This window comes from Corynebacterium sp. MSK006, assembly GCF_030232385.1.
Classification (GTDB): Bacteria; Actinomycetota; Actinomycetes; order Mycobacteriales; family Mycobacteriaceae; genus Corynebacterium; species Corynebacterium frankenforstense_A.
Window position 1 is genome coordinate 80843 of record NZ_JASPJZ010000008.1, and the last position, 24655, is coordinate 105497.

Here is a 24655-nt window from a genome sequence, read left to right on the forward strand (position 1 = left end):
ACCCCCGTACGACCGGCCGGGAGAATACGTACCGGACCCCGCCGCAGGCGGGGAGAAAGGGCCACAAGGCAGTGGACTACAAAGACGTGGCCAGCAGGGTGCTGGCCGACATCGGCGGCGAGGACAACATCGTCGCCGCCGCGCACTGCGCCACGCGACTGCGCATGGTGCTCAAGGACGACTCCAAGGTCAACCGTGAGAAGCTGGACAACGACCCGGACCTGAAGGGCACCTTCGAGTCCGGCGGCATGTTCCAGGTCATCGTCGGCCCGGGCGACGTCGACTACGTCTTCGACGAGCTGGACCGCCAGACCTCGAAGTCGATCGCCGTGTCGACCGAGGAGCTCAAGGACGTCGTCGCCCAGTCGGGCAACTGGTTCACCCGCGCGGTCAAGATGCTCGCGGACATCTTCGTCCCGCTGATCCCGATCCTGGTCGGCGGCGGTCTGCTGATGGCCCTCAACAACGTCTTCGTGGCGGAGGGCGTCTTCGGCGAGCAGTCGCTGATCCAGATGGTGCCCGTCCTCGAGGACGTCTCGGGCCTGATCAACCTGCTGGCCAGCGCCCCGTTCGCCTTCCTGCCGATCCTCGTCGGCTTCACCGCGACCAAGCGCTTCGGCGGCAACGAGTTCCTCGGCGCCGGCATGGGCATGGCGATGGTCATGCCGAGCCTGGTCAACGGCTACGACGTGGCGGCCACCATGGCCTCCGGCGATATGCTCTACTGGGACATCTTCGGTCTCAACGTCGCCCAGGCCGGCTACCAGGGCACCGTGCTGCCGGTGCTGGTGGTCTCCTGGATACTGGCGACCATCGAGAAGTTCCTGCACAAGCACCTCAAGGGCACCGTCGACTTCCTGGTCACCCCGGTGCTGACCCTGCTGGTCACCGGCTTCATCACCTTCATCGCCGTCGGCCCGGTCATGCGTACCGCGGGCGACTGGCTCGGTGAGGGCCTGTCCTGGCTCTACGACTTCGCCGGCCCCGTCGGCGGCTTCGTCTTCGGCCTGGTCTACTCGCCGATCGTGATCACCGGCCTGCACCAGTCCTTCCCGCCGATCGAGATCCAGCTGTGGGCCACCGCGGGCGGCTCCTTCATCTTCGCCATCGCCTCGATGGCCAACATCGCCCAGGGCGCGGCCACGCTGGCCGTGTGGACCCAGGCCAAGTCCGAGAAGCTCAAGGGCCTGGCCGGCGCCTCCGGCTTCTCCGCCATCTTCGGCATCACCGAGCCCGCCATCTTCGGTGTGAACCTGCGCCTGCGCTGGCCGTTCTTCATCGGCATGGGCTGCGCCTCCATCGGCGGCGCGATGATCGCCCTCTTCGACGTCAAGGCCACCGCCCTGGGCGCGGCCGGCTTCATCGGTGTCGTCTCCATGCGCGCCGGCGACTGGGGCCGCTTCCTGTTGTGCGCCGTGATAGTCTTCGTCCTCTCCTTCGCGGCGAACTGGATCTACGGCCGCCGCCTCATCGCCCGCAACGGCTCCATCGACCCCGACGCCGTGGGCACCGAGGGCGGCGACCCCGCCACGGGTGCCGCGCTGACCGGTGCCGCCGCCACGGGTTCCACCGCGGCCGCCGGTGCCGTCGCCGCCGCCGACGCCACGGCCGTGACCAGCCCGCTGACCGGTGAGGTCGTCGCCTTGCCGGCCGTGGACGACCCAATGTTCGCCGAGGGCAAGCTGGGCCACGGCCTGGCCGTCGAGCCCGAGGTCGGCGAGCTGGTCTCCCCGGTCGACGGCAAGGTCGTGGTCACCTTCCCGAGCAAGCACGCCTACGCCGTGCGCACCACCGCCGCCGACGGCGCCAAGGTCGACATCCTGATGCACATCGGCTTCGACACCGTCAACCTCAAGGGCGAGCACTTCACCTCCCTGGTCAACAAGGGCGACGAGGTCACCCGCGGCCAGAAGCTGTGCGAGTTCGACATCGAGGCGATCAACGCCGCCGGCTACCCGGTGACCACCCCGGTCGTCGTCTCCAACGCCAAGAAGCTCGGCCCGGTCCTGCCGGCCGAGGGGCTCGCGGTGCCCGGTCCGGTCGCCGCCGGCGACGCGTTCTACACCGTCGATTCCACAAAGGCCGAGGCGCCCGCGGCCTCCGGCGCGACGGGCACGGCCACCAAGGCCTGACGCCCCGGTAGACCGGCCTGAAACCCGCGGCCCCCGCCCCCTCCGGGACGGGGCCGCAGGCGTGTGTCAGCCGTGTGCGCAGGGGAGAAATCTCGCGCTTCGGTTTGGCACGACCGTCTGCGACCACCAAGATGGGTACATGACACGAAACTGAAGGAGAGGAGAGGGACCACCACCGTGAAGAAGATCCTCGTGATCGCCCTGGCCTACTTCGGCGCCACCGTCGGCGCCGGATTCGCCTCCGGCCAGGAGATGCTGCAGTACTACGTCTCCTACGGATGGTGGGGCATCGCCGGCGGCGCGGTGGTCCTGCTGCTCATGCCGCTCACCGCGATGGTGATCCTGCAGTACGGCAGCTACTTCCGCGCCCAGTCGCACGGCATGGTCTTCGAGTCGATCACCTCGGCGCTGATGGCGAAGTTCCTCGACTACTCCCTGTCGATCTCACAGTTCTGCATCGGCTTCGTCATGCTCGCCGGTGCGGGATCCACCTCAACCAGCAGTTCGGCCTGCCGCTGTGGGTCGGCTCCGCGCTGATGGTCGCCCTCGTGCTCGCCGCCGGCATGTTCAACGTGGACAAGGTCACCAACATGATCGGCACGATCACCCCGGTGATGATCCTCGTGCTGCTCGCCGCGGCCCTCTACGGCGTGGCCAACCCGCCGGACGACATCGCCGCGGCCGAGGCCTTCGCCCGCGAGTCCGTCGAGTCCCCGCTGCCGAACTGGTGGCTGTCGACCTTCAACTACATCGGCCTGTAGATGTTCTCCGGCATCGCCATGGCCCTGATCATCGGCGGCAACAACTGGCACCCGCGCACCGCCGGCCGCGGCGGCTTCATCGGCGGCTGGCTCTTCGGCGCGATTCTGATCGTGATGGCCGTCGCGCTGATCTTCCAGATCGACTCCGTCCACGACGCGGACCTGCCGACCCTGGCCCTGATCACCGAGATGAACACCGCGCTGGGCATCTTCGCCTCGGTGGCGACCTACCTGATGATCTTCTCCACCGCCCTGGGCGTCTTCTACTCCCTGGGCAAGCGCGTCTCCGTGGCCACCCCGAACCGCTACCGGATCATCTTCACTGTTGTCACCCTGGCCGGCTTCGCCCTGAGCTTCTTCGACTTCACCCTGCTGGTGGCCAACGTCTTCCCGTGGCTCGGCTGGCTGGGCATCGTGCTCATCGCGGTGCTGCTGATCACCTGGCTGTCCAAGGGGCGCCGCCGCATCACCGCGGAGTCGCGCCGCCGCGACAAGATCCGCGCGCTGATCCTGCGCCGCATCGACCGCAAGGGCCGCTTCTCCCGCGAGGACTGGGTGGACCTCGCCCGCCACGAGCGCGCCGCCAGCGTCGAGGGGGAGGGCCTGCGCGACGTGATCACCGCCGACGTCGTCGACGAGCTCGCCGGCGACCCGGACGCCGACTTCGACGCGGACTCCTTCGACAGCGAGGAGTTCTGGGCGGACGCGAAGAACCGCCCGCTCATCCCCGGAGAGGTGCGCATCGTCGCCGAGACCGAGCCCACCGCCGTGGGCGAGGAACCGGCGGGGCCAGGAACGGACGCCGGCACCACCGCGGCGGACGCCTACGCGGACGCGGAGGGCTCCGCGCCGGGGGACCCGACGGACCGTTAGCACGCGCGCCCACGGGCGCGTGGCGGGGCGTCGGAAATCGGGCCCGTGTGCGCCCCGACACGGGGTTTGACCGGCGCGGGGACCGGGTGGTTTAATGTTCGGGTTGCCCCGACGGGCGGGCGCGGCGGTGCGTTTCCGAGCCGCCCGACGTCCCGCGGGACGCCGGCGCAGGTGATGCGCGGCGCCGTCGAGGCAAAGAAGCAAGAGACCGCGTGCGTACAGGACGGAAATCTGACGCACATGCAACCAGGTCAAGGAGACCCCAGTGATTCAGCAGGAATCGCGTCTGAAGGTCGCCGACAACACGGGTGCCCGGGAGATCCTGGTCATCCGCGTGCTCGGTGGCTCCACCCGACGCTTCGCTGGCATCGGCGACACGGTCGTGGCGACTGTCAAGGAGGCGACTCCCGGCGGCAACGTCAAGGCCGGCGAGATCGTCAAGGCCGTCATCGTCCGTGCGAAGAAGGAGACCCGCCGCAAGGACGGCTCCTACATCGCGTTCGACGAGAACGCCGCCGTGCTCATCCGCAACGACAACGAGCCGCGCGGTACCCGCATCTTCGGGCCCGTCGCCCGTGAGCTGCGTGAGAAGAAGTTCATGAAGATTGTTTCCCTCGCACCGGAGGTGATCTAGGTGAAGATCCACAAGGGCGATACGGTCCTCGTCATCTCCGGGCCGGACAAGGGCGCCCGCGGCAAGGTCATCGAGGCCTACCCCGCGCGCGACAAGGTCCTGGTCGAAGGTGTCAACCGCATCAAGAAGCACGTCGCCGACTCCGCCCAGGAGCGTGGCGCCGAGTCCGGCGGCATCGTCACCCAGGAGGCGCCCATCCACGTCTCGAACGTGGCGGTCCTCGACTCGGACGGCAACCCCACCCGCGTGGGGTACCGCTTCGACGAGAACGGCCGGAAGGTCCGCATCTCGAAGCGCAACGGGAAGGACATCTAAATGGCTGAGAACTACACCCCGCGGCTCAAGACCGTCTACCGCGACGAGATCCGCGGCAAGCTGCAGGAGAAGTACAACTTCGACAACGTCATGCAGGTGCCCGGCCTGACCAAGATCGTGGTCAACATGGGCATCGGCGACGCCGCCCGCGACTCCAAGCTGATCAACGGCGCGATCGAGGACCTGACCGCGATCACCGGTCAGAAGCCGCAGATCCGCCGCGCGCGCAAGTCCATCGCGAACTTCAAGCTGCGCGAGGGCATGCCGATCGGCGCCAAGGTCACCCTGCGTGGCGACCGCATGTGGGAGTTCCTCGACCGTCTGCTGACGGTCGCGCTGCCCCGCATCCGTGACTTCCGCGGCCTGTCGGACAAGCAGTTCGACGGCAACGGCAACTACACCTTCGGTCTGACCGAGCAGACGATGTTCTACGAGATCGACGTGGACAAGATCGACCGTCCGCGCGGCATGGACATCACGCTGGTCACCACCGCCGGTGGCGACGAGGAGGGCCGCTCGCTGCTGCGTCTGCTGGGCTTCCCCTTCGCCGGCAAGGACGGCCGCATGCAGGCCAAGGAGGCCTAAGAGCCTTCCGCTTTCCGACGCCGCGTCGGGGCGACGTCCCCGCGTGAGCGCCGCGTAGCGCACAGACCCCCGCCTTCGGGCGGGGGTCTTCTGCATGCCCGGGTTTTCCGAGATTCGGTCCGGGACAATGCTGTTGTGTCCAGGATCTCGCACCTCCATGTGGGCCGCAGGTCAGCCGGGGAGTAAGGTGTCCCGCGTCGCCCCGGTACCGAAGCGCGGTGCCGGGCACGTCGATGTTTCACCCGGTTCGGCCGGGACAATCGCCCCGGGCGTGCCGGGGACGTCACCCCGGTTCGACCGGACGCTGAAGAGGAAGGCTTTGCCCATGTCCCTGAACGAGACCGTCGCGGGAGCGGTCAAGAAGAAGGACGAACTGCTCACCCACGACTTTCTGCGCTTCGCCACGCGCGCCACGCTGGCCGGCGTCTACCTGACCGTCGCCACGGCCTTCGCCGCCGTCGTCGGCCAGGGCGTGAACACGGCGCTGGACAACACCGCCCTGGGCGCGGTCTTCTTCGCCCTGTTCTTCGGCCTGGGGCTCTTCGCCATCGTGATCCTCAACGCCGAGCTGGCCACCGGCGACATGATGTTCATGTCCTACGGCGCGGTGCAGAAGAAGATCGGCTGGGGCAAGGCCGTCTGGCTGCTCGTGGTCACCACGTTCTTCAACCTCATCGGCGCGGCCCTGATCGCCGCCCTGCTCGGCTACTCCGCCAAGTTCAACGACTTCGACTCCAGCCACCTGATCGCCACCCTGTCCGAGGGCAAGCTGGACAAGGGGCCCTGGCAAGCCTTCGTCGAGGGCATGGGCGCGAACTTCGTGGTCAACATGGGCATCGTCGGCGCGCTGTTCGCCAAGGACCTGGTGAGCAAGTTCTTCGTGATCGTGCCGTTCATCGCCATCTTCGTCGGCCTCGGCCTCGAGCACATCATCGCCAACTTCTCGCTGTTCACCCTGACCTTCTTCAACGCCGGCTTCGACCCGGCGCTGATGCCCGAGAACTTCACTATCGGGGCGGTCGGGATCAACTGGCTGATGGTCTGGCTGGGCAACTTCGTCGGCGGCGGCCTGCTCATCGGCGGCGTCTACGCCTACCTGAACATGTCCAAGAACGAGGTCTACCGGGACTGATCCCACACCCGTGAGACACCGCGGCCCCGCCTCTTGTTGAGGCGGGGCCGCTCTCGTCGGTGGGGCGGGGGCTCAGGCGAGCTCGCCGGAGTAGAGGTTGAAGCGGCCCGGGCGGGTGAAGCCGGTCAGCGCCAGGCCCGCCTCGCGGGCGAGCTCGACGGCCAGGGAGCTGGCCGCCGAGACGGCGACAAGCGCGGAGAAGCCCGCGGTGACGGCCTTCTGCACCAGCTCGAAGCTGGCGCGCGAGCTCATCACGAGGATCATCTTCTCCGCCGGCATCCTGCCCGTGCGCAGCAGGTCGCCGATGACCTTGTCGGCCGCGTTGTGCCGGCCGATGTCCTCGCGCACGCTGACCAGATCCCCGTCGGCGGTGAAGGCGCCGGCGGCGTGGATGCCGCCGGTGCGTCGGAACGCCTTCTGCCCGGTGCGCAGCTTCTCCGGCAGGCCGACTACCAGCTGCGGGTCGAGGGCCAGCGGCACGATGGGGTGGCGCGCCTTCGACATGATCTGCTCGATGGAGGTCGAGCCGCACACCCCGCACGCCGAGGAGGTCGGCAGCGTGCGGATGAACTCCGGGGCCGGGGCGCGCCCGCCGGCCAGCTCGAACTCCAGGACGTTGTAGGTGTTCACCCCGTCCGGCCCGCAGGCCCCGGCGCAGTAGCGGGCCTCGGTGACCTCGTCGGCGGAGCTGATCAGCCCCTCGGAGTAGAGCAGCCCGTGGACGAGATCGATGTCCGCGCCGGGGGTGCGCATCGTCGTCGTCAGCGTCTTCCCGCCGACGCGGATCTCGAGGGGCTCCTCACCGGCGACGACGTCGGCGCGCGTGTCGGTCTCCACGGCGCCCGCCTCGTCGAGGCGGACCTTCTTCACCGCGAAGGACGGGGTGATGCGGGACAACGTGCGGGTTCCTTTCGGCGGGTCTGCGGGTGGGGCGATCAGTCCAGGTAGCCGTCGGCGCGCAGGCGTTCGGTGATCTGGGCGACGCGGTCGTGGCCGTGCTCGGGCAGCTGTGCGCCGTCGCGGCCGGCGGCCACGCCGACCAGAAACGCCGTCAGCGGCGCGGCGGGACGGGAGGGGCCGTGGGCGACGTCGCGGGTCAGGTCGAGGAGATCGGGGATGACGGCCTTGAAGCCCTCGTAGTCGATGTCGAGGACCTCGCAGGCCTCGAGCAGCCACTGGTTGGCGGTGTTGTCCCGGGTCGGGTCGTTCACGCTGGGTTCCTTCCTGCTCTCACTGGCGGCGGGGCGGGGCGCCGCCGCATCGGCACGGCCCACTCTAGGCCCGTGCCCGTCGCGGCGGGCGGTGCGCCCGCGGTGACCCGGCGCCCGGCGCCTGCTGCGGGCGCGCACGGGGGAGGGCGCGACGTCGGAAATCGGGATTTGCCACGAGGGCGTGCGGGCCTGTAGCCTCGGTCGACGGACCTCTGCCCGGTGGGCGGGGTCCAACCGTAAGTACTTCCTACTTTGTTGTAGGCCCCCCGCCGGTCACGCGGACCGTGGTGGACGAAGGGCAGCGAGCAGGCGGACTACTGAGTCCGACCGGCACAAGTGGCCCGAGACAGCACCCGGAGAACGCATTCGGTGGGGCATCCTCAGGAACCGCAACGAGAAAGGCAACGGTCACATCCATGACCATGACTGATCCTATTGCCGACATGCTCTCGCGTGTGCGCAACGCCTCCGGCGCGCACCACGAGCGCGTGTCGATGCCGTCCTCCAAGATCAAGGTGAACATCGCCGAGATCCTCAAGCAGGAGGGCTACATCTCCGACTACTCCGTCGAGGACGCCCGGGTCGGCAAGACCCTGTCGCTCGACCTCAAGTACGGCCCGCAGCGCGAGGCCTCGATCGCCGGTCTGCGCCGCGTGTCGAAGCCGGGCCTGCGCGTCTACGCCAAGTCCACCGAACTGCCGAAGGTCCTGGGCGGCCTGGGCGTGGCCATCATCTCCACGTCCCACGGCCTCATGACCGATCGACAGGCCAACGAGAAGGGTGTGGGCGGGGAAGTCCTCGCCTACGTCTGGTAAGGGAAGGGTGATTAACTAATGTCGCGTGTCGGTAACGCCCCGATCACCATCCCGAGCGGTGTCGAGATCAACATCGACGGCCAGGACGTCGACGTGAAGGGCCCCAAGGGTGCCCTGCACGTCGCGCTGCCTGCGCCCATCACCGCCGCCGTCGAGGACGACCAGATCAAGGTCGCCCGTCCCGACGACGACCGCAAGAACCGTGCCCTGCACGGCCTGTCCCGTTCGCTGATCAACAACTGCGTGGTCGGTGTCACCGAGGGCTACACGATCAACATGGAGATCTTCGGCGTGGGCTACCGCGTCGTCGCCAAGGGCAAGGACCTCGAGTTCTCCCTGGGCTACTCCCACACGATCACCGTCGAGGCGCCGGAGGGTATCACCTTCGGCGTCGACGGCACCACGAAGTTCTCGATCACTGGCATTGACAAGCAGCAGGTCGGCCAGCTCGCCGCCAACATCCGTCGTCTGCGCCGCCACGACCCCTACAAGGGCAAGGGCATCCGCTACGAGGGCGAGCAGGTCCGCCGCAAGGTCGGAAAGACGGGTAAGTAAAGATGAGCAACACCGCAGAGAACAGCAAGAAGCGCGTCCCGGTGGGCAAGGACATCTCGACGCGTCGTCGTCTGGCCCGCAGCCGGCGTCACGCCCGCGTGCGTCGCAACCTGCGCGGCACCGCCGAGGCCCCGCGCCTCGTCGTCCACCGTTCCTCGCGTCACATGCACGCCCAGATCATCGACGACACCGTCGGCCACACCCTGGCCGCGGCCTCCACCACCGAGGCGGAGCTGCGCAATCTGGACGGCGACAAGAAGGCCAAGGCCGCCAAGGTCGGCGAGCTGCTCGCCGCCCGCGCCAAGGAGGCCGGTGTCGAGCGCGTCGTCTTCGACCGCGCCGGCTACCAGTACCACGGCCGCGTCGCCGCTCTGGCCGACGCCGCCCGCGAAGGTGGGTTGAAGTTCTGATGACCGCAGCCAAGACGAACATCTACGGAAGGATCGCGTAATGCCGGGACGTGAACGGCGTGACGGCGGACGCTCCGCCGACGAGAACAAGAAGAACAACGAGCAGCGCGGCGAGCGCCGCGACCGCCGCGGCGGCCGCAACAACCGCCGCCAGCAGGACGAGCGCGACAAGTACATCGAGCGCGTCGTCACCATCAACCGCGTGTCCAAGGTGGTCAAGGGCGGCCGCCGCTTCAGCTTCACCGCCCTCGTCATCGTGGGCGACGGCCAGGGCATGGTCGGTGTCGGCTACGGCAAGGCCAAGGAGGTGCCGGCCGCCATCCAGAAGGGTGCCGAGGAGGCTCGCAAGAACTTCTTCCGCGTGCCCATGGTCGGTGGCACCATCACCCACCCGGTCATCGGTGAGGACTCCGCGGGCCGCGTCATGCTGAAGCCCGCCGCCCCCGGTACCGGTGTCATCGCCGGTGGCGCCGCCCGCCCGGTGCTCGAGTGCGCCGGCGTGCAGGACGTGCTGTCCAAGTCCCTGGGCTCGGGCAACGCCATCAACGTGGTCCGCGCCACCGTCGCGGGCCTGAAGGCCCTCGTGCGTCCGGAGGAGGTCGCGGCCCGCCGCGGCAAGTCCCTGGAAGAGGTCGTCCCGGCCCGTATGCTGCGCGCTCGCGCTGGACAGGAGGCCTAAACCATGGCTCTGAAGATCACGCAGACCCGCGGCCGGGTCGGACTCAACCCGATCCAGCGCGCCAACCTGGAGGCCCTCGGCCTGAAGCGCCCGCACCACACCGTCGTCCAGCCGGACAACGGTGCCACGCGCGGCATGATCCAGAAGGTGCGCCACCTCGTCGCCGTCGAAGAAGTGGCAGGGGAGTAGGTAAACCATGAGCGACATCATCAAGCTCCACGATCTGCGCCCGGCCAAGGGCGCGAACAAGCCCAAGACCCGCAAGGGCCGCGGTGAGGCTTCCAAGGGCAAGACCGCCGGCCGCGGCACCAAGGGCACCGGCGCCCGGAAGAACGTTCCGCCGGGCTTCGAGGGTGGCCAGATGCCCATCCACATGCGCCTGCCGAAGCTGAAGGGCTTCCGCAACCCGAACAAGGTCTACTACCAGGTGGTCAACGTGGGCGACCTGGCCAAGGCCTTCCCGGAGGGCGGCGACGTCACCGCCGCCGAGATCGCCGCCAAGGGCCTCGTGCGCCCGAAGGCGCCGGTCAAGGTGCTCGGTCAGGGGGACATCGACGTCGCCCTGAACGTCACCGCCGCCAAGTTCTCCGGCTCCGCCAAGGAGAAGATCGAGGCCGCCGGCGGCTCCGTCAACACGGAGGACTAAGGCGCCTCGTCCCGGCCCCGCGCACGCGGGAGCCGCGGAGGTGAGAGAAGGACCCCGTCGGTCGCTTGAGTGCGACCGACGGGGTCCTTTTTGCGCGTTGAAAAAGAAATTGCCGACGCCGCGGTGTGCGGCGTCGGCGTTATTGCTTACGCGACGGTGGCGGTGGTGCGCACGCCCATGTCGTTCAGCAGGCCCGGGATCAGCTCCAGCAGGCGGTCGCGGGTGGCGCGCACGTCCTCGAGCGAGCGGCCGTCGGGGTTCTGCACGTCCCAGTGCACGTAGCGGTCGCCGGGCACGTCCGGGATCTCGTCGACGTCGACGCCCATGAGCACCACCACGTCGGCGCGGTGCACGGTGCGCGGCACCAGGTGGATCTGGCCGAGGATGTCGGTGGGAAGCCCCTTCTCCTCGAGGACGGGGACCACATGCGGGTTGATGCCGTCGACGGGCTCGAGGCCGATCTCGCGCACGACGACGTCCTCGTCGGCGAGCGCGCGGGTGATGGACGCGGCCAGCTGGGTGCGGCCGGCGTTGCGGCGGGAGACGTAGACGATCTCCTGGCGGCAGGCGGCGTCGGGGTCGTCGGCGGTGAGCATCTCGCTGAGGCGGTCGGAGGCCTCGCGGTCGACGAGCGTGGGCAGGAAGGTGGAGACCGCGGCGTCCGAGGAGGCGGCGATGGCCTCGTCGAGGACGCGGTCGACGGTCTCGGCGTCGATCCGGTGGCCGAAGCGGCGGTGCAGATCGCGGCGCACGTTGTCGAAGTGCTCGGGGGCAAGGTCGTTGTTCGACACGGTGATCTCTCCTTTAACCGGGGGTTAACCAAATGTTAACCCAATGCGCCTGCGGGTGCACTCTGGTGATGCTTAACCCTTCCGGGTTTGGTGGCTGAACGCGGTGCTGCTGGTAGGGTAAGAGAGTCAATTGTGTCCACCAGTCCCGCACGCCTGGTAAGCGGCGGGGCCATGAGAACACTTCCCGCAGCTGAGCGGCTATTTTTTGTGCCCGTTCCCGAACCGGGAGGGCGAGCCTCGTGCTCAGCCGGCGGGAAGCCAGGAGGGTTCGTGTCCGCCATCATCCAGGCATTCAGGGACGCCGATCTGCGTAAGAAGATTCTCTTCACCCTCGCGATGATCATCCTTTATCGCGTCGGCGCGCAGATCCCGTCCCCGGGAGTGGACTACCAGTCCATCGCCGGGCGACTCCGCGACCTCACCGATGGACAGTCGGGCGTCTACTCGCTCATCAACCTGTTCTCCGGTGGGGCGCTGCTGCAGCTGTCGGTCTTCGCGATCGGCATCATGCCCTACATCACGGCCTCCATCATCGTGCAGCTGCTGACCGTGGTCATCCCCCACTTCGAGCAGCTGAAGAAGGAGGGGCAGTCCGGTCAGACGAAGATGACCCAGTACACCCGTTACCTGACGGTGGCGCTGGCGCTGCTGCAGTCCGCGGGCATCGTCGCCCTGGCGGACCGCGAGCAGCTGCTCGGCCAGGGTGTCCAGGTCCTCGTCGCCGACCGCAACCTCTGGGACCTCATCGTGCTCGTGGTGACCATGACCGCCGGCGCGATCATCGTCATGTGGCTCGGTGAGCTGATCACCGAGAAGGGCATCGGCAACGGCATGTCGCTGCTGATCTTCGCCGGCATCGCCACCCGCCTGCCCAACGACGGCATGAGCGTGCTCAACAACTCCGGCGGCCTCGTCTTCGGCATCGTCATCGCCGCGGTCATCGTGCTCGTCGTCGGCGTCGTCTTCGTCGAGCAGGGCCAGCGCCGCATCCCGGTCCAGTACGCCAAGCGCATGGTCGGGCGCCGCCAGTACGGCGGCTCCTCGACCTACCTGCCGCTGAAGGTCAACCAGGCCGGCGTCATCCCGGTCATCTTCGCCTCGTCCCTGATCTACATGCCGGTGCTCATCACCGAGATCGTCAACTCGGGCCAGGCGGGCGCGCCGGACAACTGGTGGCAGCGCAACGTCATCTCGCACCTGATGACGCCCTCGTCGTGGATCTACATCCTGATCTACTTCGTGCTCATCATCTTCTTCTCCTACTTCTACGTCTCGGTCCAGTACGACCCGAATGATCAGGCGGAGAACATGAAGAAGTACGGTGGCTTCATCCCGGGCATCCGTCCGGGGCGTCCCACGGCCCAGTACCTCGGGTACGTGATGAACCGCCTGCTGTTCGTGGGCTCGATCTACCTGGGCATCATCGCCGTGCTGCCGAACATCGCCCTGGACCTGGGCGTCGGCAGCCAGCAAGGATCGGGCATGACCGCCTTCGGCGGCACCGCCATCCTGATTCTCGTCTCGGTCGCCCTGACCACGGTCAAGCAGATCGAGAGCCAGCTCCTGCAATCCAACTACGAAGGACTCCTCAAATGAGACTCGTTCTCCTCGGGCCCCCCGGTGCCGGCAAGGGCACCCAGGCCGCCATTCTCTCCGAGAAGCTCAACGTCCCCCACATCTCCACCGGCGACCTGTTCCGCGCCAACATCGGCGAGGGCACCCCGCTGGGCGTGGAGGCCAAGCAGTACATCGACGCCGGCAAGCTCGTGCCGACCGACGTCACCGCCCGCATGGTCGAGTCCCGCCTCGACGAGGCGGACGCCGCCGACGGCTTCCTGCTCGACGGCTTCCCGCGCACGGTCGAGCAGGCCGAGATCCTGACCGACCTGCTGTCCAAGAAGGGCCTCAAGCTCGACGGCGTGCTGAACTTCCGCGTCTCCGAGGACGTCGTGGTCGAGCGCATGCTCGCCCGCGGTCGCGCCGACGACACGGAGGAGACCATCCGTACCCGTCTGCAGGTCTACCGCGACGAGACCGCCCCGCTGATCGAGCACTACGAGGGCCAGCTGATCAACGTCGAGGCCGAGGGCGAGATCGAGGAGATCAACGCCCGCGCCCTGGCCGCCATCAACGATCACGTCGAGGGCTAAGCGAAGTTGATCTTCCGGCGTAAGCGCATCCCGGCGAAGACCCCCGGCGAGCTCGACGCGATGGAGGCCGCCGGCCGCGTGGTCGGCGCGGCCCTCCTCGCCGTGCGCGCCGCGGCCCGTCCCGGGGTGAGCACCAAGGAGCTCGACGCGGTCGCCGAGCAGACCATCCGTGACGCGGGAGCCTACCCGACGTTCCTGGGCTACCAGGGGTTCCCGGGCTCCATCTGCGCCTCCGTCAACGACGTCATCGTCCACGGCATCCCGAACGAGGACACCGTGCTCGTCGAGGGCGACCTGGTCAGCATCGACTGCGGTGCGACGCTCGACGGCTGGGTCGGCGACTCGGCCTTCACCTTCGGCGTCGGCGAGCTCAACGCGGACTCGCAGGCGCTCAACGAGGCCTGCGAGGAGGTCATGCTCGCCGGGGTCGCCGCCATGGTGCCCGGCGCCCGGCTCTCCGACGTCTCGCACGCCCTCGAGGTGGCCACCCACGCCGCCGAGGAGCGCCACGGCCTGGCCTTCGGTATCGTCGATGGCTTCGGCGGCCACGGCATCGGCCACGAGATGCACGAGGACCCGTACCTGGCCAACGAGGGCCGTGCCGGCCACGGCCCGGTCATCCAGGACGGAACCACGCTGTGCGTCGAGCCCATGCTGACCCTGGGCACCTGGGACTCTGAGATCCTCGACGACGACTGGACGGTCATCACCGCCGACGGTACCCGTGCCGCCCACTGGGAGCACACCGTCGCCGCCACGGCCGACGGTCCCCGGATCCTCACCCCGCGGGCTGAGTGACGCGCCCGGACTGAATCCGATTTCCGACGCCGCCCCGCGCCCCGAGCGCGGAGCGGTTCGCCGTCCGGCGCGGGCGTCGCGCGCGGTTGAGTAGGGGAGACGTTATACTCGCCGCATGACTTACAAGCCCCGTCACGCCAAGCCGTCGCGCGCCCGTCGCCGCGTCGGCGCCCTGCTCGCCGGTGGCGCGGCCGCCGCGACGCTCGTGGCCGGCCCGGTGAACGCCAACGCCCAGGCCCTTTCCGGACCCGGCTCCGCCGAGCTTCCGCAGGTCGGCTCGTCCGCCCTGCAGCTGCCCGCCGACTTCCAGGCCCAAATCGACGACCTCGCCGACCAGGCCCGTGAGCAGGCCTGGGACTCGCGCGTCTGGCTGCACCAGCAGGCCGCCGCCCTGTCGCCCGAGATGCAGGAGCCGGCCCGCCAGTTCGTCGACCAGGTCGTCGAGGGGCTCTTTCCCGGCCTGATCGCCCAGAAGAACGCCGAGGAGGCCGCGCGCGTCGCCGCCGCCGAGGCGGCCGCCCGCCCGGCCCCGCCCGCCGCTAACACCGGCGTGGACACCGGCCCCTGCCCGGCCCAGGCCCGCGCCTGCATCGACATCGACGGCGGCCGCACCTGGCTGCAGGACGGCGGTCGCGTCTCCTATGGCCCCGTGCCGATGTCCGCCGGCGCGCCCTCGCCGGCCACCGCGACCCCGAAGGGCACCCACTTCGTCAACCGCAAGGTCAAGGACGAGATCTCGCACGAGTTCGGCAACGCCCCGATGCCGTACTCGGTGTACTTCACCAACACCGGTGTGGCCTTCCACCAGGGCAACGTCAACCTGCTCTCGCACGGCTGCATCCACCTCAACCACGACGACGCGGTGACCTACTTCGACCAGCTCCAGGTCGGCGACATGGTCTACGTCTACTAGACCCGCACGCGCCGCCCCGCGCGACGTCGTCAAGCACCCCGGTCCCGCGACCGGGGTGTTTTTGCGTTTTCCCTGCTACCTGGGTAGGGTTACCCGACGGCGTGTGCGGCATACGCGCACGCCTGACTTGCAGTGCAAACGACGAGGGCGGCCACGGCCGTCCGGGAATGTGGAGGATATGGCTAAGGAAGGCGCCATCGAGGTCGAGGGCCGCGTCATCGAGCCCCTGCCGAACGCGATGTTCAAGGTCGAGCTGGACAACGGACACCAGGTTCTCGCGCACATCAGCGGAAAGATGCGTCAGCACTACATCCGCATCCTCCCCGAGGACCGCGTGGTCATCGAGCTGTCGCCCTATGACCTCAGCCGCGGTCGCATCGTCTACCGCTACAAGTAGGACATTTTCGCCTCCTCTTTTCCCAGGTACCCCGCTCCCGTACGACGGGCGCGGGGCGCTGCACACCTCCGGCCACGGTGGCTGGAGCCGCGCGCACCACGGCGTACCTCTCCGGGTAACGGTCCGGACGGGACGCCGGTTGGCGTGGACGGAAGAGGAGCAAACCACCGTAACAACCGGAAAGGTACTGCCACATGGCACGTCTAGCCGGCGTCGACCTCCCGCGCAACAAGCGCATGGAGGTCGCGCTCACCTACATCTACGGCATCGGCCCCGCCCGTGCCGCCAAGCTGCTCGAGGAGACCGGCATCTCTCCCGATCTGCGCACCGACAACCTGACCGACGAGCAGGTCTCCGCCCTCCGCGACGTCATCGAGGCGTCCTGGAAGGTCGAGGGTGACCTGCGCCGCGAGGTCCAGGCCGACATCCGTCGCAAGATCGAGATCGGTAGCTACCAGGGTCGCCGCCACCGTCGCGGCCTGCCCGTGCACGGTCAGCGCACCAAGACCAACGCCCGGACCCGCAAGGGCCCGAAGAAGACGATCGCCGGAAAGAAGAAGTAACACATGCCTCCGAAGACACGCTCTGGCGCACGCCGCAGCGGGCGCCGCACTCCGAAGAAGAACGTGGCCGCCGGCCACGCGTACATCAAGTCCACCTTCAACAACACCATCGTGTCCATCACGGGCCCGAACGGTGACGTGATCTCCTGGGCCTCCTCCGGCCACGTCGGGTTCAAGGGCTCCCGCAAGTCCACCCCGTTCGCCGCGCAGATGGCCGCCGAGAACGCCGCCCGCAAGGCGATGGACCACGGCATGAAGAAGGTCGACGTGTTCGTCAAGGGGCCGGGCTCCGGCCGCGAGACCGCCATCCGCTCCCTCCAGGCCTCCGGCCTCGAGGTCAACTCGATCTCCGACGTGACCCCGCAGCCGCACAACGGCTGCCGTCCGCCGAAGCGTCGCCGCGTCTAAGGGAAAGGAAAGGTTAGGAAGAAATGGCCCGTTACACCGGTCCCGCAACCCGTAAGTCCCGCCGTCTCCGCGTCGACCTCGTCGGCGGAGACCGCTACTTCGAGCGTCGCCCCTACCCGCCGGGTCAGGCCGGCCGCGCCCGTATCAAGGAGTCCGAGTACCTCCTCCAGCTGCAGGAGAAGCAGAAGGCCCGCTTCACCTACGGCGTCATGGAGAAGCAGTTCCACCGCTACTACGAGAAGGCCAACCGCCTTCCCGGCAAGACCGGCGACAACCTGTTGATCCTGCTCGAGTCCCGTCTCGACAACGTCGTCTACCGCGCCGGTCTGGCCCGCACCCGCCGCCAGGCCCGCCAGCTGGTCTCCCACGGCCACTTCACCGTGAACGGCAAGAACACCAACGTTCCGTCGTTCCAGGTCTCGCAGTACGACATCATCGACGTGCGTGACCGCTCCAAGAAGATGGTCTGGTTCGAGGAGGCCCAGGAGAACCTGAACGACTCCGTCGTCCCGGCCTGGCTCCAGGTCGTCCCCGACACCCTGCGCATCCTCGTGCACCAGCTGCCCGAGCGCGCCCAGATCGACATCCCGCTGCAGGAGCAGCTCATCGTCGAGCTCTACTCGAAGTAATCCTCCGAGTCCCGTCCTCCACCTTTCCACCTACCGGCGTCATATAGCGGGCGCCAAAGGAGAGAATCATGCTCATTTCTCAGCGACCGTCCCTCACCGAGGAGTACATCGACGAGTCGCGCTCCCGGTTCGTCATCGAGCCGCTGGAGCCCGGCTTCGGCTACACCCTCGGCAACTCGCTGCGTCGCACCCTGCTGTCGTCCATCCCGGGCGCGGCCGTGACCAGCGTCAAGATCGAGGGTGTGCTCCACGAGTTCACCACCATCGCCGGTGTCAAGGAGGACGTCTCCGACGTCATCCTGAACATCAAGTCGATGGTGCTGTCCTCGGACTCCGACGAGCCCGTCGTGATGTACCTGAGCAAGCAGGGCCCGGGCGAGGTCACCGCCAGCGACATTGAGCCGCCGGCCGGTGTCGAGATCCACAACCCGGACTTGCACATCGCCTCGCTCAACGAGCAGGGCAGCCTGGAAATCGAGTTCGTGGTCGAGCGCGGCCGCGGCTACGTCCCAGCGGCTCAGACCGCCGGCGAGATCGGCCGCATCCCGGTCGACCAGATCTACTCGCCGGTGCTCAAGGTCAGCTACAAGGTCGAGGCGACCCGCGTCGAGCAGCGCACCGACTTCGACAAGCTGGTCATCGACGTGGAGACGAAGAACTCCATCACCGCTCGCGACGCCATGGCGTCCGCCGGCGGCACCCTCGTCGAGCTGTTCGGGCTCGCCCGCGAGCTCAACGAGCAGGCCGAGGGCATCGAGATCGGGCCCTCTCCGCAGGAGTCCGAGTCGCTGGCCGCCTACAGCATGCCGATCGAGGACCTGAACTTCTCCGTCCGGTCCTACAACTGCCTGAAGCGCCAGGAGATCCACACCGTCGGTGAGCTCGCTGAGTGCACCGAGTCGGACCTGCTGGACATCCGCAACTTCGGGCAGAAGTCGATCAACGAGGTCAAGATCAAGCTGGCCGGCCTCGGGCTCACGCTCAAGGACGCGCCGGAGGACTTCGACCCCACGCAGCTGGAGGGCTACGACGCCGAGACCGGTGGATTCGTGGACGACGAGGCCGAGGACGAAGAGTAGAACGCCCGCTCACCAACTTTCACACGAGGAGTAATCAATGCCTACCCCGAAGAAGGGCGCCCGCCTCGGCGGATCGGCGACCAACCAGCGCAAGGTTCTCGCGAACCTCGCCTCGTCGCTGTTCGAGCACGGCGCCATCAAGACCACGGACGCCAAGGCCAAGGCCCTGCGCCCGTACGCCGAGAAGCTGATCACCAAGGCCAAGGCCGGCACGCTCGCCGACCGCCGCGAGGTCCTGGCCAAGGTCACCAACAAGGCCGTGGTCAAGCACCTCTTCGATGATCTCGCCCCGCAGTTCGAGGGCCGTGAGGGTGGCTACACCCGCATCATCAAGCTGGAGAACCGCACCGGCGACAACGCGCCGATGTCCCAGATCTCCCTGGTTCTCGAGGAGGTCGCCGGCAAGGACGCCTCCCGCGCCAACCGCGTGGCCGCCTCGCAGAAGGCCGAAGAGGAGAAGGCCGCCGAGGCCGACGCCGTGGACAAGGCCGACGAGCCCACCGAGGCTGAGGCTGAGGAGACCGAGGCCGCTGAGGCTGAGGCCGAGGAGAAGTAGTTCTCCCGTACCGGACTGACCCGGTATGAGCCGGCGCCCACCGGGCGCCCGAACCCCGCGCATCTCATGCGCGGGGTTTCGTCATACGTGGGGGAGCCCGCGCACGGGGGAGGGGCGTCGACGGTGAGGGACACCGGCGGTGAGGCGGACCACCGACGGCGCGGGGCGCGACGTCGGCAATCGCGACGGCGGTCGGGCGACACGTAAGATGACTGGAGAAAGGTCGTCACCGCAGTTGGTTCCAAGTGTTACCAAATCTTCATTTCTCGGCCCGTGACGGGGTGTCGCGGGCTCAAACCATTCAGCGGGCGTGATGAATGGGCTGGCACCGGCGGCGCGTTTGGTGGCGAAAGCGGACCGGGCTGTTCATTTTCTGTTCAATTTCGGGGTCTCTGGGCCCCGGAGGGCCGCGGTGGGGCGGACATGTCGGTTGCGATGTCCATAGCCTGGCGGGCAGGAAGCGGGGCTTGCCCGCAACCTTTCTTTTTCAGACGCATCACCGACCGGGCGCCGCTGGACGGCGCCGAGCGAAAGGAACGAACAATGGCCAACGAGCGCGATCTCAAGGAGCTCTTCGAGGCGACCGCGTACGACAACACCGGCGACAAGCTCGGCGACATCAAGGAGATCTTCGTCGACGACGAGACCGGTGCCCCGACCTTCGTCGAGGTCGGCCACGGTCTGTTCGGCATGAGCTCCAGCCTGGTGCCGCTGCGCGGCGCCAACTTCGAGGGCGACGCCCTGAACCTGGCCTTCTCCAAGGACCGCGTCAAGGACGCCCCGGAACTGGACTCCGACCGCAACCTGACCTCGGAGCAGCAGGACGAGCTCTACCGCCACTACGGCGTGCAGGACGCCCCCGGCATCACCGGTGTGGGCTCCGACCGCCGCGAGGCCGCCGCCGGTGAGCGCGAGGTCGCCGGCGACAAGGCCGGTTACGCCGCGGCCGGTGCGGGCGCGGGTGCCGGTGTCGGTGCCGCCGCTGACGGCAAGCACCACGCCGAGGACGACGTCGACGCCGAGCGTCGCGCCGCCGCCGATGTCGACGCCCAGCGTCAGGCGGCAGGCAACGCCGACGAGATCATCCGATCCGAGGAGCGCCTGAACGTGGGCAAGGAACGCGTCGCCTCCGGCGAGGCCCGCCTGCGCAAGTACGTCGTCGAGGACACCGAGCAGGTCGAGGTCCCGGTCACCCGCGAGGAGGTCCGCGTCGAGCGCACCCCGATCTCTGAGGAGGACGCCAAGAACTTCACCGGCAAGATCGGCGAGGAGGAGGCCTCGGTCACCCTCCACGAGGAGCGCGTGAACGTCTCCAAGGACACCGTCCCGGTCGAGAAGATCGCCCTGAACAAGGAGCAGGTCCAGGACACCGAGACCGTCTCCGAGACCGTCCGCAAGGAGCAGTTCGACACCGAGGGCGTCACCGACCCGAAGGCCGGCAAGTAAAGCACCTTCCCACCCGCCTGAACCGACCGCCGCGTCACCCGTCGAGGGAGGCGCGGCGGTCGTCTGTGTCGGTTGGTACCGTTAATCTGCTTCACCCCTGCGTACGGACGCTAAAGCGGAAAGAGAGGCCACGGAAGCCGATGAGCCCGGAGACGGGGAGCACCGACCACGAGGAGGCGGCCGGACACGTCCGGCTGCGCCTCGACATCGCCTACGACGGCACCGACTTCCACGGGTGGGCCAGGCAGAAGGACCCCGACATCCGCACCGTGGAGGGCGAGATCACCGACCGGCTCTCGCTGATCTTCCGCGAGCCGGTCACCCTGACCGTCGCCGGGCGCACCGACGCCGGCGTGCACGCCTCCGGGCAGGTCGCCCACGTCGACGTGCCCGCGGCGGTGCTCGGGCAGCGCTCCATCGCCGGGGACCCGGCACGCCTGGTGCCGCGGCTGCGCAAGCTGCTCGAGCCCGACGTGATCGTGCGCGCCTGCAGCTTCGCCCCGGCGGGCTTCGACGCCCGGTTCTCCGCGCTGCGCCGCCACTACCGTTACCGGGTGACCACCTCGCCCTCGGGAGCGCTGCCGACCCGGGCGCGCGACACCGCCGTGTGGCCCAAGCCCGTCGAGCTCGACCGGCTCAACGCCACGGCCGCCAGGCTCGTCGGCCTCAACGACTTCGCCGCCTTCTGCAAGCCCCGGGAGCACGCCACCACGGTGCGCGACCTGCAGACCTTCACCTGGCACGACGTCTCCACCCCGGCCGAGCCGCAGCTCTACGAGGCACGGGTGAGCGCCGACGCCTTCTGCTGGTCGATGGTGCGCTCGCTGGTCGGCTGCTGCCTGGCGGTGGGGGAGGGCCGCCGCGAGCCCGACTTCGCCCACGCACTTCTGTCCGAGACCTCGCGCAGCTCCGCCGTGCCGGTCGCCCCGGCCTGCGGACTCAGCCTCGTCGGCGTCGACTATCCGGCCCCCGGGGAACTGGCCGCCCGCGCCGCGACCACCCGCACCAGGCGCACGGTGCCCGCACCGCCCGCGCACCCGGGCGATGCCCGCGCCGACGGCGACCGCACCGCCGGCGGCGATCCCGAAGACACCCTCCGATGAGCGTCTCCTGGACGCTGATCGTCGTCCTCGCGCTCACCGCGACGCTGCCCGGCGGCCTCGTCGGGCTGGCCGCCGGCCTGCGACTGCCGTGGGCGGCGGTCGTCTCATTGCCTGTCAGCTTCGGCGTCTACGGGCTGGCCGCCTGGGTCTGCGGGCTGCTCGGCGTCGGCTTCGGCCCGGTGACCGCGCTCGTCGCCTGGGCCATCGCCCTGGCGGTCGCACTGGTCTGGCGCTGGGTCGTCGGTGCCGAGGGTTGGCGACGCCCGCCGCTGCCGCGCCCGCGGCGCCGGTCGCGGGCTGAGGAGCGGGCTGAGGCGCGGGTCGAAACGCGCCGCGGGACCCGGCCTCAGGCCCGCACACCCGGTGCGGGCGCCCGCGCCGTCACGCGCCGGTGGGACTGGCCGCTGCCGGCCCTCGGCGTCTTCGTCGGGGTCGTCGGCGCGGTCGGCGCCGCCGTGGGCTGGCGCGCCCCGCTGCGCGACGGCATGGCCACCGTCGACCAGGGCTGGGACCCCCTCTGGCACGCCAGCGTGGTCCGCTTCATCCTGGAGACCGGCGTCGCTACGCCGACGCGGATGGGCGAGCTGCAGAACATCGAGACCGGCGCCTACCTCTACTACCCGACGGCCTGGCACGCCGCCGTCGCCCTGGCCGCCCGGCTGACCGGCTCCGGGGTGGTGCCCGCCGTCCAGCACGCCGCCGTGGTGCTGCCCGCGCTGGCGCTCCCCGTCTCGACGGCGGCGCTGGCCTGGCGCATCGCCGGCTCGCGCGGCTGGCCGGCCCGCGTCGCCGCCGCCCTGGGTGGGGCGTGCGTCACCTGGGTGCCCGCCGTCATGTGGGTCGGCTACTTCATCGGCGCCTGGCCGTACCTGGTCGCCATGACCGCGTTCGGGGCGGTGCTCGCGCTCTTCGTTGCGGTGCCCGCCCGGCCCCGGGCCGCACTGCCGGCCGCCCTCGGGCTCGCCGGTGTGCTGCAGCTGCAGCCCGGCCCGGTCACCGTCGTCGTCCTCGGCGTCGCACTCTGGTGGCTGCTGGCCGGCCTGTGGCGCCCGACGCTTCCCGGGTGGCGTCGCCGCCTGCGCGACCTCGCTTGGTTGGCCGGCCCCGGTGTGGTGGCCGCGGCGGCGGTCGCCCCGCAGGTCCTCTCCGCGGTCGGGCAGGTCGGCGAGATCGCCGGCTACAACTTCGAGCGCGGCATCGGCCACGCCGAGTCCTGGCACGACGCGGTGACCATGGCGGTCACCCACAGTGAGGAGTTCCCCGACTTCAACCCGGTGCCGCTGCTGGTCGTCGCCGCCGTGGGCGCGGTGTGGTCGGTGCTGCGTCGCCGCGGGCTGTGGGCGCTGGCCCTCTGGGCGTTCCAGGCTGCGCTGCTGGCCCACGCGCTGAGCCCCTGGGCCGGGGTCCCCGGCGGCGTGCTGGGCGCGGTGGCCTCGATGCACTACTCCTCCGACACCCGCCTGGTCATGCCGGTGGCGATGCTCACCGTCGCCTTCGCCGCCGCCGGGCTGGGCGCCGTGGTCGCGGGGCTCGGTGCGCTTCTCACGCGGGGCCGCGGGCCGCGCGGCGTGGTCACCGTGGTGCTGGCCGTCGCCGTCGGCGCCGGCTGCCTGTGGTGGTCGGTCGCCGGCACCGCGCGCGGGGCCCGCTGGGCAGTCGCCGAGAACCACGCGAACCAGCGCATGGTCTCGGCGGCCGACCAGCGCGCCTTCGAGTGGCTGGCCACCCGCCCCGAGGTCCGCGGCGGTCTGGTCTCCGGCGAACCGGCCGACGGGCACGCCTGGGCCTACCCGTACGCCGGGGTGCCCACGCTGTTCCGCCACTACAACTGGCCGGTCGCCCGGCTGGGCTCCGACAGTGATCTCGTCGCCTTCCGCGCCAACCTGCTCGGCGCCGGCGACTTCGGCGACCCGCGGATGGCCAACGCCGTCGACGAGGCCGCCGAGCGCCTCGACGTGCGCTTCATCATCGACTCCCCGCCGCGATTCTGGGCCTTCCAGGCCGCCTCGGACTTCATCTCCCCGGCGCTGCGCCGCTCGCCCGGGCTCACCCCGGTCTTCGAGGACGGCGGGACCGTCGTCTACGCGGTCAACCAGGCCTTCACCGACACCGAGCTCGACCGGCTGCGCGCCGAGTCGCCCGCCTCGCCGCGCCCGCAGCCGCAGGTGCTCGAGGACCCGGAGGCGCAGGACGCGCAGGCGCCGCGCCACCACCGCCCCACGGTGCCGCGCCCGGAGCGGCTCAAGGGGACCCCCGGCGGGCTGGTCACGCCCGCGCATGGGTACCTGGGCGGCCGGCTCGCCCCGGGGGCGGCGGCCGCGGGGCTGGGCCCCGAGCTGATCGACCTGCCCTACCCGGGCTGAGCCGTGGGTGCGCCTTTGGGGGACCGGCCCGCAGGCCGCGGGGCCCGGACCCGCTCACCGGGCGCGCCCGCCTGCCCCGCGCTAGGGTGTGCGCCAAAGGCGGCGCGGACCGGAGCTGACCCGGGCCCGCAGCCGAGGGGGAACACCACGGTTAGACGGGGGAGGACCATGTCACAAAGGCACGACCACTCAGCCGCGCGCGGCGCAGCCGGCGCCGCAGCCGCGGGCACGCCCGGGCGCGGACCGGCGCCGGGGCCGGCACCGACCACGCGCGCGCAGGTCTCCGGCCACCGCTTCCTCACCCGCCGCCTGCGCCACGGGCTGGTCTTCGGCGACATCCGCATGATCCACGACCCGCTGGCCCGCCGCCGGCGCGCCGGGCTGATCGGTGCGGCGGCCGCCGGCCTGGTCGCCGCCGGCGCCGGCCTGCTCGCCGTCATCGACCCCGCCCCGGACCCGGGCGAGGCCGCCGTCCTGCGCGCCGAGTCCGGGGCCCTCTTCGTCCGCGTCGACGAGACGGTCCACCCCGTGGCCAACCTCGCCTCCGCCCGCCTGATCGCCGGCGGACCGGAGGAGCCCGCCGAGGCCTCCCCGGACGCGCTGTCCGCCCGCCCGCTCGGCCGTCCGGTCGGCATCCCGGGCGCGCCGGGCACCGTCGCCGAGGAGGCGCCCGCGCCCGAGGCGCGCTGGGCCGCCTGCGTGGCCCCCGAC

Annotated in this window: 31 protein-coding genes; 28 read left to right on the forward strand and 3 right to left on the reverse strand. The window is 69.6% G+C overall.

The window, feature by feature from the left end; all coding sequences use genetic code 11:
* Nucleotides 1-71 precede the first annotated feature (71 nt).
* From QQA02_RS06500 to QQA02_RS06535, 8 genes are all read left to right on the forward strand, one after another.
* Nucleotides 72-2132: a sucrose-specific PTS transporter subunit IIBC gene (locus QQA02_RS06500; protein WP_284863742.1), complete on the forward strand. Its 2061-nt coding sequence runs from the start codon at nucleotides 72-74 to the stop codon at nucleotides 2130-2132.
* 177 nt (nucleotides 2133-2309) lie between these two features.
* Nucleotides 2310-2669 (forward strand): hypothetical protein, encoded by a 360-nt coding sequence (locus QQA02_RS06505; RefSeq protein WP_284863744.1) that lies wholly within the window; start codon nucleotides 2310-2312, stop codon nucleotides 2667-2669.
* Nucleotides 2669-2893, forward strand: coding sequence for a hypothetical protein (locus QQA02_RS06510; protein ID WP_284863746.1), 225 nt, complete (start codon nucleotides 2669-2671; stop codon nucleotides 2891-2893). Before QQA02_RS06505 ends, QQA02_RS06510 begins: the two co-directional genes overlap by 1 nt.
* On the forward strand, nucleotides 2894-3766 hold the full coding sequence (locus QQA02_RS06515) for a hypothetical protein (protein WP_284863748.1): 873 nt from the start codon (nucleotides 2894-2896) through the stop codon (nucleotides 3764-3766).
* A gap of 265 nt (nucleotides 3767-4031) precedes the next feature.
* On the forward strand, nucleotides 4032-4400 hold the full coding sequence (rplN, locus tag QQA02_RS06520; protein ID WP_075663238.1) for a 50S ribosomal protein L14: 369 nt from the start codon (nucleotides 4032-4034) through the stop codon (nucleotides 4398-4400).
* Nucleotides 4401-4715 (forward strand): 50S ribosomal protein L24, encoded by a 315-nt coding sequence (gene rplX / locus QQA02_RS06525; protein ID WP_075663239.1) that lies wholly within the window; start codon nucleotides 4401-4403, stop codon nucleotides 4713-4715.
* On the forward strand, nucleotides 4716-5300 hold the full coding sequence (gene rplE, locus QQA02_RS06530) for a 50S ribosomal protein L5 (RefSeq protein ID WP_284774359.1): 585 nt from the start codon (nucleotides 4716-4718) through the stop codon (nucleotides 5298-5300).
* A gap of 325 nt (nucleotides 5301-5625) precedes the next feature.
* Entirely contained in the window at nucleotides 5626-6432 is an 807-nt protein-coding gene (locus QQA02_RS06535) for a formate/nitrite transporter family protein (RefSeq protein ID WP_284774360.1), read from the forward strand.
* 72 nt (nucleotides 6433-6504) lie between these two features.
* Here QQA02_RS06535 and fdhD read toward each other — a convergent pair whose 3' ends face one another.
* Together fdhD and QQA02_RS06545 are read right to left on the reverse strand one after the other, a co-directional pair.
* Nucleotides 6505-7329: a formate dehydrogenase accessory sulfurtransferase FdhD gene (gene fdhD, locus QQA02_RS06540; protein ID WP_284863752.1), complete on the reverse strand. Its 825-nt coding sequence runs from the start codon at nucleotides 7327-7329 to the stop codon at nucleotides 6505-6507.
* Nucleotides 7330-7367: 38 nt separating this feature from the next.
* Nucleotides 7368-7643: a DUF6457 domain-containing protein gene (locus QQA02_RS06545; RefSeq protein WP_284774364.1), complete on the reverse strand. Its 276-nt coding sequence runs from the start codon at nucleotides 7641-7643 to the stop codon at nucleotides 7368-7370.
* A 416-nt stretch (nucleotides 7644-8059) separates the two neighbouring features.
* On the opposite strand from QQA02_RS06545, the gene rpsH reads away from it, so the two are divergent.
* The 6 genes from rpsH to rplO are packed head-to-tail and all read left to right on the forward strand — an operon-like array spanning nucleotide 8060 to nucleotide 10748.
* Entirely contained in the window at nucleotides 8060-8458 is a 399-nt protein-coding gene (gene rpsH, locus QQA02_RS06550) for a 30S ribosomal protein S8 (RefSeq protein WP_284774366.1), read from the forward strand.
* An 18-nt stretch (nucleotides 8459-8476) separates the two neighbouring features.
* The gene (gene rplF, locus QQA02_RS06555; RefSeq protein ID WP_284863754.1) at nucleotides 8477-9013 is read left to right on the forward strand and encodes a 50S ribosomal protein L6; all 537 of its coding nucleotides are present in this window, start codon (nucleotides 8477-8479) and stop codon (nucleotides 9011-9013) included.
* A 2-nt stretch (nucleotides 9014-9015) separates the two neighbouring features.
* Nucleotides 9016-9423, forward strand: a complete 408-nt coding sequence (gene rplR, locus QQA02_RS06560; protein ID WP_284774370.1) for a 50S ribosomal protein L18 — start codon at nucleotides 9016-9018, stop codon at nucleotides 9421-9423.
* Nucleotides 9424-9463: 40 nt separating this feature from the next.
* Nucleotides 9464-10102, forward strand: a complete 639-nt coding sequence (gene rpsE, locus QQA02_RS06565) for a 30S ribosomal protein S5 (protein ID WP_284774372.1) — start codon at nucleotides 9464-9466, stop codon at nucleotides 10100-10102.
* Between the two features lie 3 nt (nucleotides 10103-10105).
* A complete protein-coding gene (gene rpmD / locus QQA02_RS06570; RefSeq protein WP_284774374.1) occupies nucleotides 10106-10291 on the forward strand; it encodes a 50S ribosomal protein L30 in 186 nt (61 codons plus the stop codon).
* A 7-nt stretch (nucleotides 10292-10298) separates the two neighbouring features.
* Nucleotides 10299-10748: a 50S ribosomal protein L15 gene (gene rplO / locus QQA02_RS06575; RefSeq protein ID WP_284863756.1), complete on the forward strand. Its 450-nt coding sequence runs from the start codon at nucleotides 10299-10301 to the stop codon at nucleotides 10746-10748.
* A gap of 146 nt (nucleotides 10749-10894) precedes the next feature.
* Here rplO and QQA02_RS06580 read toward each other — a convergent pair whose 3' ends face one another.
* Nucleotides 10895-11539, reverse strand: coding sequence for an arsenate-mycothiol transferase ArsC (locus tag QQA02_RS06580; RefSeq protein ID WP_284863758.1), 645 nt, complete (start codon nucleotides 11537-11539; stop codon nucleotides 10895-10897).
* Nucleotides 11540-11809: 270 nt separating this feature from the next.
* Here QQA02_RS06580 and secY point away from each other — a divergent pair, with 270 nt between their 5' ends.
* The 14 genes from secY to eccB all read left to right on the forward strand — a co-directional run.
* Nucleotides 11810-13135, forward strand: coding sequence for a preprotein translocase subunit SecY (gene secY / locus QQA02_RS06585; RefSeq protein ID WP_284774379.1), 1326 nt, complete (start codon nucleotides 11810-11812; stop codon nucleotides 13133-13135).
* On the forward strand, nucleotides 13132-13689 hold the full coding sequence (locus QQA02_RS06590) for an adenylate kinase (protein WP_284774381.1): 558 nt from the start codon (nucleotides 13132-13134) through the stop codon (nucleotides 13687-13689). Before secY ends, QQA02_RS06590 begins: the two co-directional genes overlap by 4 nt.
* Nucleotides 13690-13695: 6 nt before the next feature.
* Nucleotides 13696-14487 (forward strand): type I methionyl aminopeptidase, encoded by a 792-nt coding sequence (gene map / locus QQA02_RS06595; protein ID WP_284863761.1) that lies wholly within the window; start codon nucleotides 13696-13698, stop codon nucleotides 14485-14487.
* Between the two features lie 115 nt (nucleotides 14488-14602).
* Nucleotides 14603-15400, forward strand: coding sequence for a L,D-transpeptidase (locus QQA02_RS06600; protein WP_284863762.1), 798 nt, complete (start codon nucleotides 14603-14605; stop codon nucleotides 15398-15400).
* A 178-nt stretch (nucleotides 15401-15578) separates the two neighbouring features.
* Nucleotides 15579-15797, forward strand: coding sequence for a translation initiation factor IF-1 (gene infA, locus QQA02_RS06605; protein WP_075663255.1), 219 nt, complete (start codon nucleotides 15579-15581; stop codon nucleotides 15795-15797).
* A gap of 194 nt (nucleotides 15798-15991) precedes the next feature.
* Nucleotides 15992-16360: a 30S ribosomal protein S13 gene (gene rpsM / locus QQA02_RS06610; RefSeq protein WP_075663256.1), complete on the forward strand. Its 369-nt coding sequence runs from the start codon at nucleotides 15992-15994 to the stop codon at nucleotides 16358-16360.
* Nucleotides 16361-16363: 3 nt separating this feature from the next.
* Complete coding sequence (gene rpsK, locus QQA02_RS06615; RefSeq protein ID WP_075663257.1) at nucleotides 16364-16768, forward strand: 30S ribosomal protein S11; 405 nt, start codon at nucleotides 16364-16366, stop codon at nucleotides 16766-16768.
* Nucleotides 16769-16791: 23 nt separating this feature from the next.
* A complete protein-coding gene (rpsD, locus tag QQA02_RS06620; protein ID WP_284774386.1) occupies nucleotides 16792-17397 on the forward strand; it encodes a 30S ribosomal protein S4 in 606 nt (201 codons plus the stop codon).
* Between the two features lie 68 nt (nucleotides 17398-17465).
* On the forward strand, nucleotides 17466-18476 hold the full coding sequence (locus QQA02_RS06625) for a DNA-directed RNA polymerase subunit alpha (RefSeq protein WP_284863766.1): 1011 nt from the start codon (nucleotides 17466-17468) through the stop codon (nucleotides 18474-18476).
* A gap of 37 nt (nucleotides 18477-18513) precedes the next feature.
* Nucleotides 18514-19032: a 50S ribosomal protein L17 gene (gene rplQ, locus QQA02_RS06630; RefSeq protein WP_284863768.1), complete on the forward strand. Its 519-nt coding sequence runs from the start codon at nucleotides 18514-18516 to the stop codon at nucleotides 19030-19032.
* Between the two features lie 543 nt (nucleotides 19033-19575).
* Entirely contained in the window at nucleotides 19576-20478 is a 903-nt protein-coding gene (locus QQA02_RS06635) for a PRC and DUF2382 domain-containing protein (protein WP_284774389.1), read from the forward strand.
* 140 nt (nucleotides 20479-20618) lie between these two features.
* Nucleotides 20619-21581 (forward strand): tRNA pseudouridine(38-40) synthase TruA, encoded by a 963-nt coding sequence (truA, locus tag QQA02_RS06640; protein WP_284774391.1) that lies wholly within the window; start codon nucleotides 20619-20621, stop codon nucleotides 21579-21581.
* Entirely contained in the window at nucleotides 21578-23944 is a 2367-nt protein-coding gene (locus QQA02_RS06645) for a DUF6541 family protein (protein ID WP_284863770.1), read from the forward strand. Before truA ends, QQA02_RS06645 begins: the two co-directional genes overlap by 4 nt.
* A gap of 168 nt (nucleotides 23945-24112) precedes the next feature.
* Nucleotides 24113-24655, forward strand: a 543-nt coding sequence (eccB, locus tag QQA02_RS06650) for a type VII secretion protein EccB (protein WP_284863772.1), incomplete at its 3' end; no start/stop codon positions are given.

What these genes read in the sequence shown, in the direction of transcription:
- QQA02_RS06510 (WP_284863746.1), top strand. Translation starts at nt 2,669, where the DNA reads ATGGTCGCCCTCGTGCTCGCCGCCGGCATGTTCAACGTGGACAAGGTC.
- QQA02_RS06515 (WP_284863748.1), top strand. Translation starts at nt 2,894, where the DNA reads ATGTTCTCCGGCATCGCCATGGCCCTGATCATCGGCGGCAACAACTGG.
- rplE (WP_284774359.1), top strand. Translation starts at nt 4,716, where the DNA reads ATGGCTGAGAACTACACCCCGCGGCTCAAGACCGTCTACCGCGACGAG.
- QQA02_RS06535 (WP_284774360.1), top strand. Translation starts at nt 5,626, where the DNA reads ATGTCCCTGAACGAGACCGTCGCGGGAGCGGTCAAGAAGAAGGACGAA.
- rpsH (WP_284774366.1), top strand. Translation starts at nt 8,060, where the DNA reads ATGACCATGACTGATCCTATTGCCGACATGCTCTCGCGTGTGCGCAAC.
- rplF (WP_284863754.1), top strand. Translation starts at nt 8,477, where the DNA reads ATGTCGCGTGTCGGTAACGCCCCGATCACCATCCCGAGCGGTGTCGAG.
- rplR (WP_284774370.1), top strand. Translation starts at nt 9,016, where the DNA reads ATGAGCAACACCGCAGAGAACAGCAAGAAGCGCGTCCCGGTGGGCAAG.
- rpsE (WP_284774372.1), top strand. Translation starts at nt 9,464, where the DNA reads ATGCCGGGACGTGAACGGCGTGACGGCGGACGCTCCGCCGACGAGAAC.
- rpmD (WP_284774374.1), top strand. Translation starts at nt 10,106, where the DNA reads ATGGCTCTGAAGATCACGCAGACCCGCGGCCGGGTCGGACTCAACCCG.
- rplO (WP_284863756.1), top strand. Translation starts at nt 10,299, where the DNA reads ATGAGCGACATCATCAAGCTCCACGATCTGCGCCCGGCCAAGGGCGCG.
- QQA02_RS06590 (WP_284774381.1), top strand. Translation starts at nt 13,132, where the DNA reads ATGAGACTCGTTCTCCTCGGGCCCCCCGGTGCCGGCAAGGGCACCCAG.
- QQA02_RS06600 (WP_284863762.1), top strand. Translation starts at nt 14,603, where the DNA reads ATGACTTACAAGCCCCGTCACGCCAAGCCGTCGCGCGCCCGTCGCCGC.
- infA (WP_075663255.1), top strand. Translation starts at nt 15,579, where the DNA reads ATGGCTAAGGAAGGCGCCATCGAGGTCGAGGGCCGCGTCATCGAGCCC.
- rpsM (WP_075663256.1), top strand. Translation starts at nt 15,992, where the DNA reads ATGGCACGTCTAGCCGGCGTCGACCTCCCGCGCAACAAGCGCATGGAG.
- rpsK (WP_075663257.1), top strand. Translation starts at nt 16,364, where the DNA reads ATGCCTCCGAAGACACGCTCTGGCGCACGCCGCAGCGGGCGCCGCACT.
- rpsD (WP_284774386.1), top strand. Translation starts at nt 16,792, where the DNA reads ATGGCCCGTTACACCGGTCCCGCAACCCGTAAGTCCCGCCGTCTCCGC.
- QQA02_RS06625 (WP_284863766.1), top strand. Translation starts at nt 17,466, where the DNA reads ATGCTCATTTCTCAGCGACCGTCCCTCACCGAGGAGTACATCGACGAG.
- rplQ (WP_284863768.1), top strand. Translation starts at nt 18,514, where the DNA reads ATGCCTACCCCGAAGAAGGGCGCCCGCCTCGGCGGATCGGCGACCAAC.
- QQA02_RS06635 (WP_284774389.1), top strand. Translation starts at nt 19,576, where the DNA reads ATGGCCAACGAGCGCGATCTCAAGGAGCTCTTCGAGGCGACCGCGTAC.
- truA (WP_284774391.1), top strand. Translation starts at nt 20,619, where the DNA reads ATGAGCCCGGAGACGGGGAGCACCGACCACGAGGAGGCGGCCGGACAC.
- QQA02_RS06645 (WP_284863770.1), top strand. Translation starts at nt 21,578, where the DNA reads ATGAGCGTCTCCTGGACGCTGATCGTCGTCCTCGCGCTCACCGCGACG.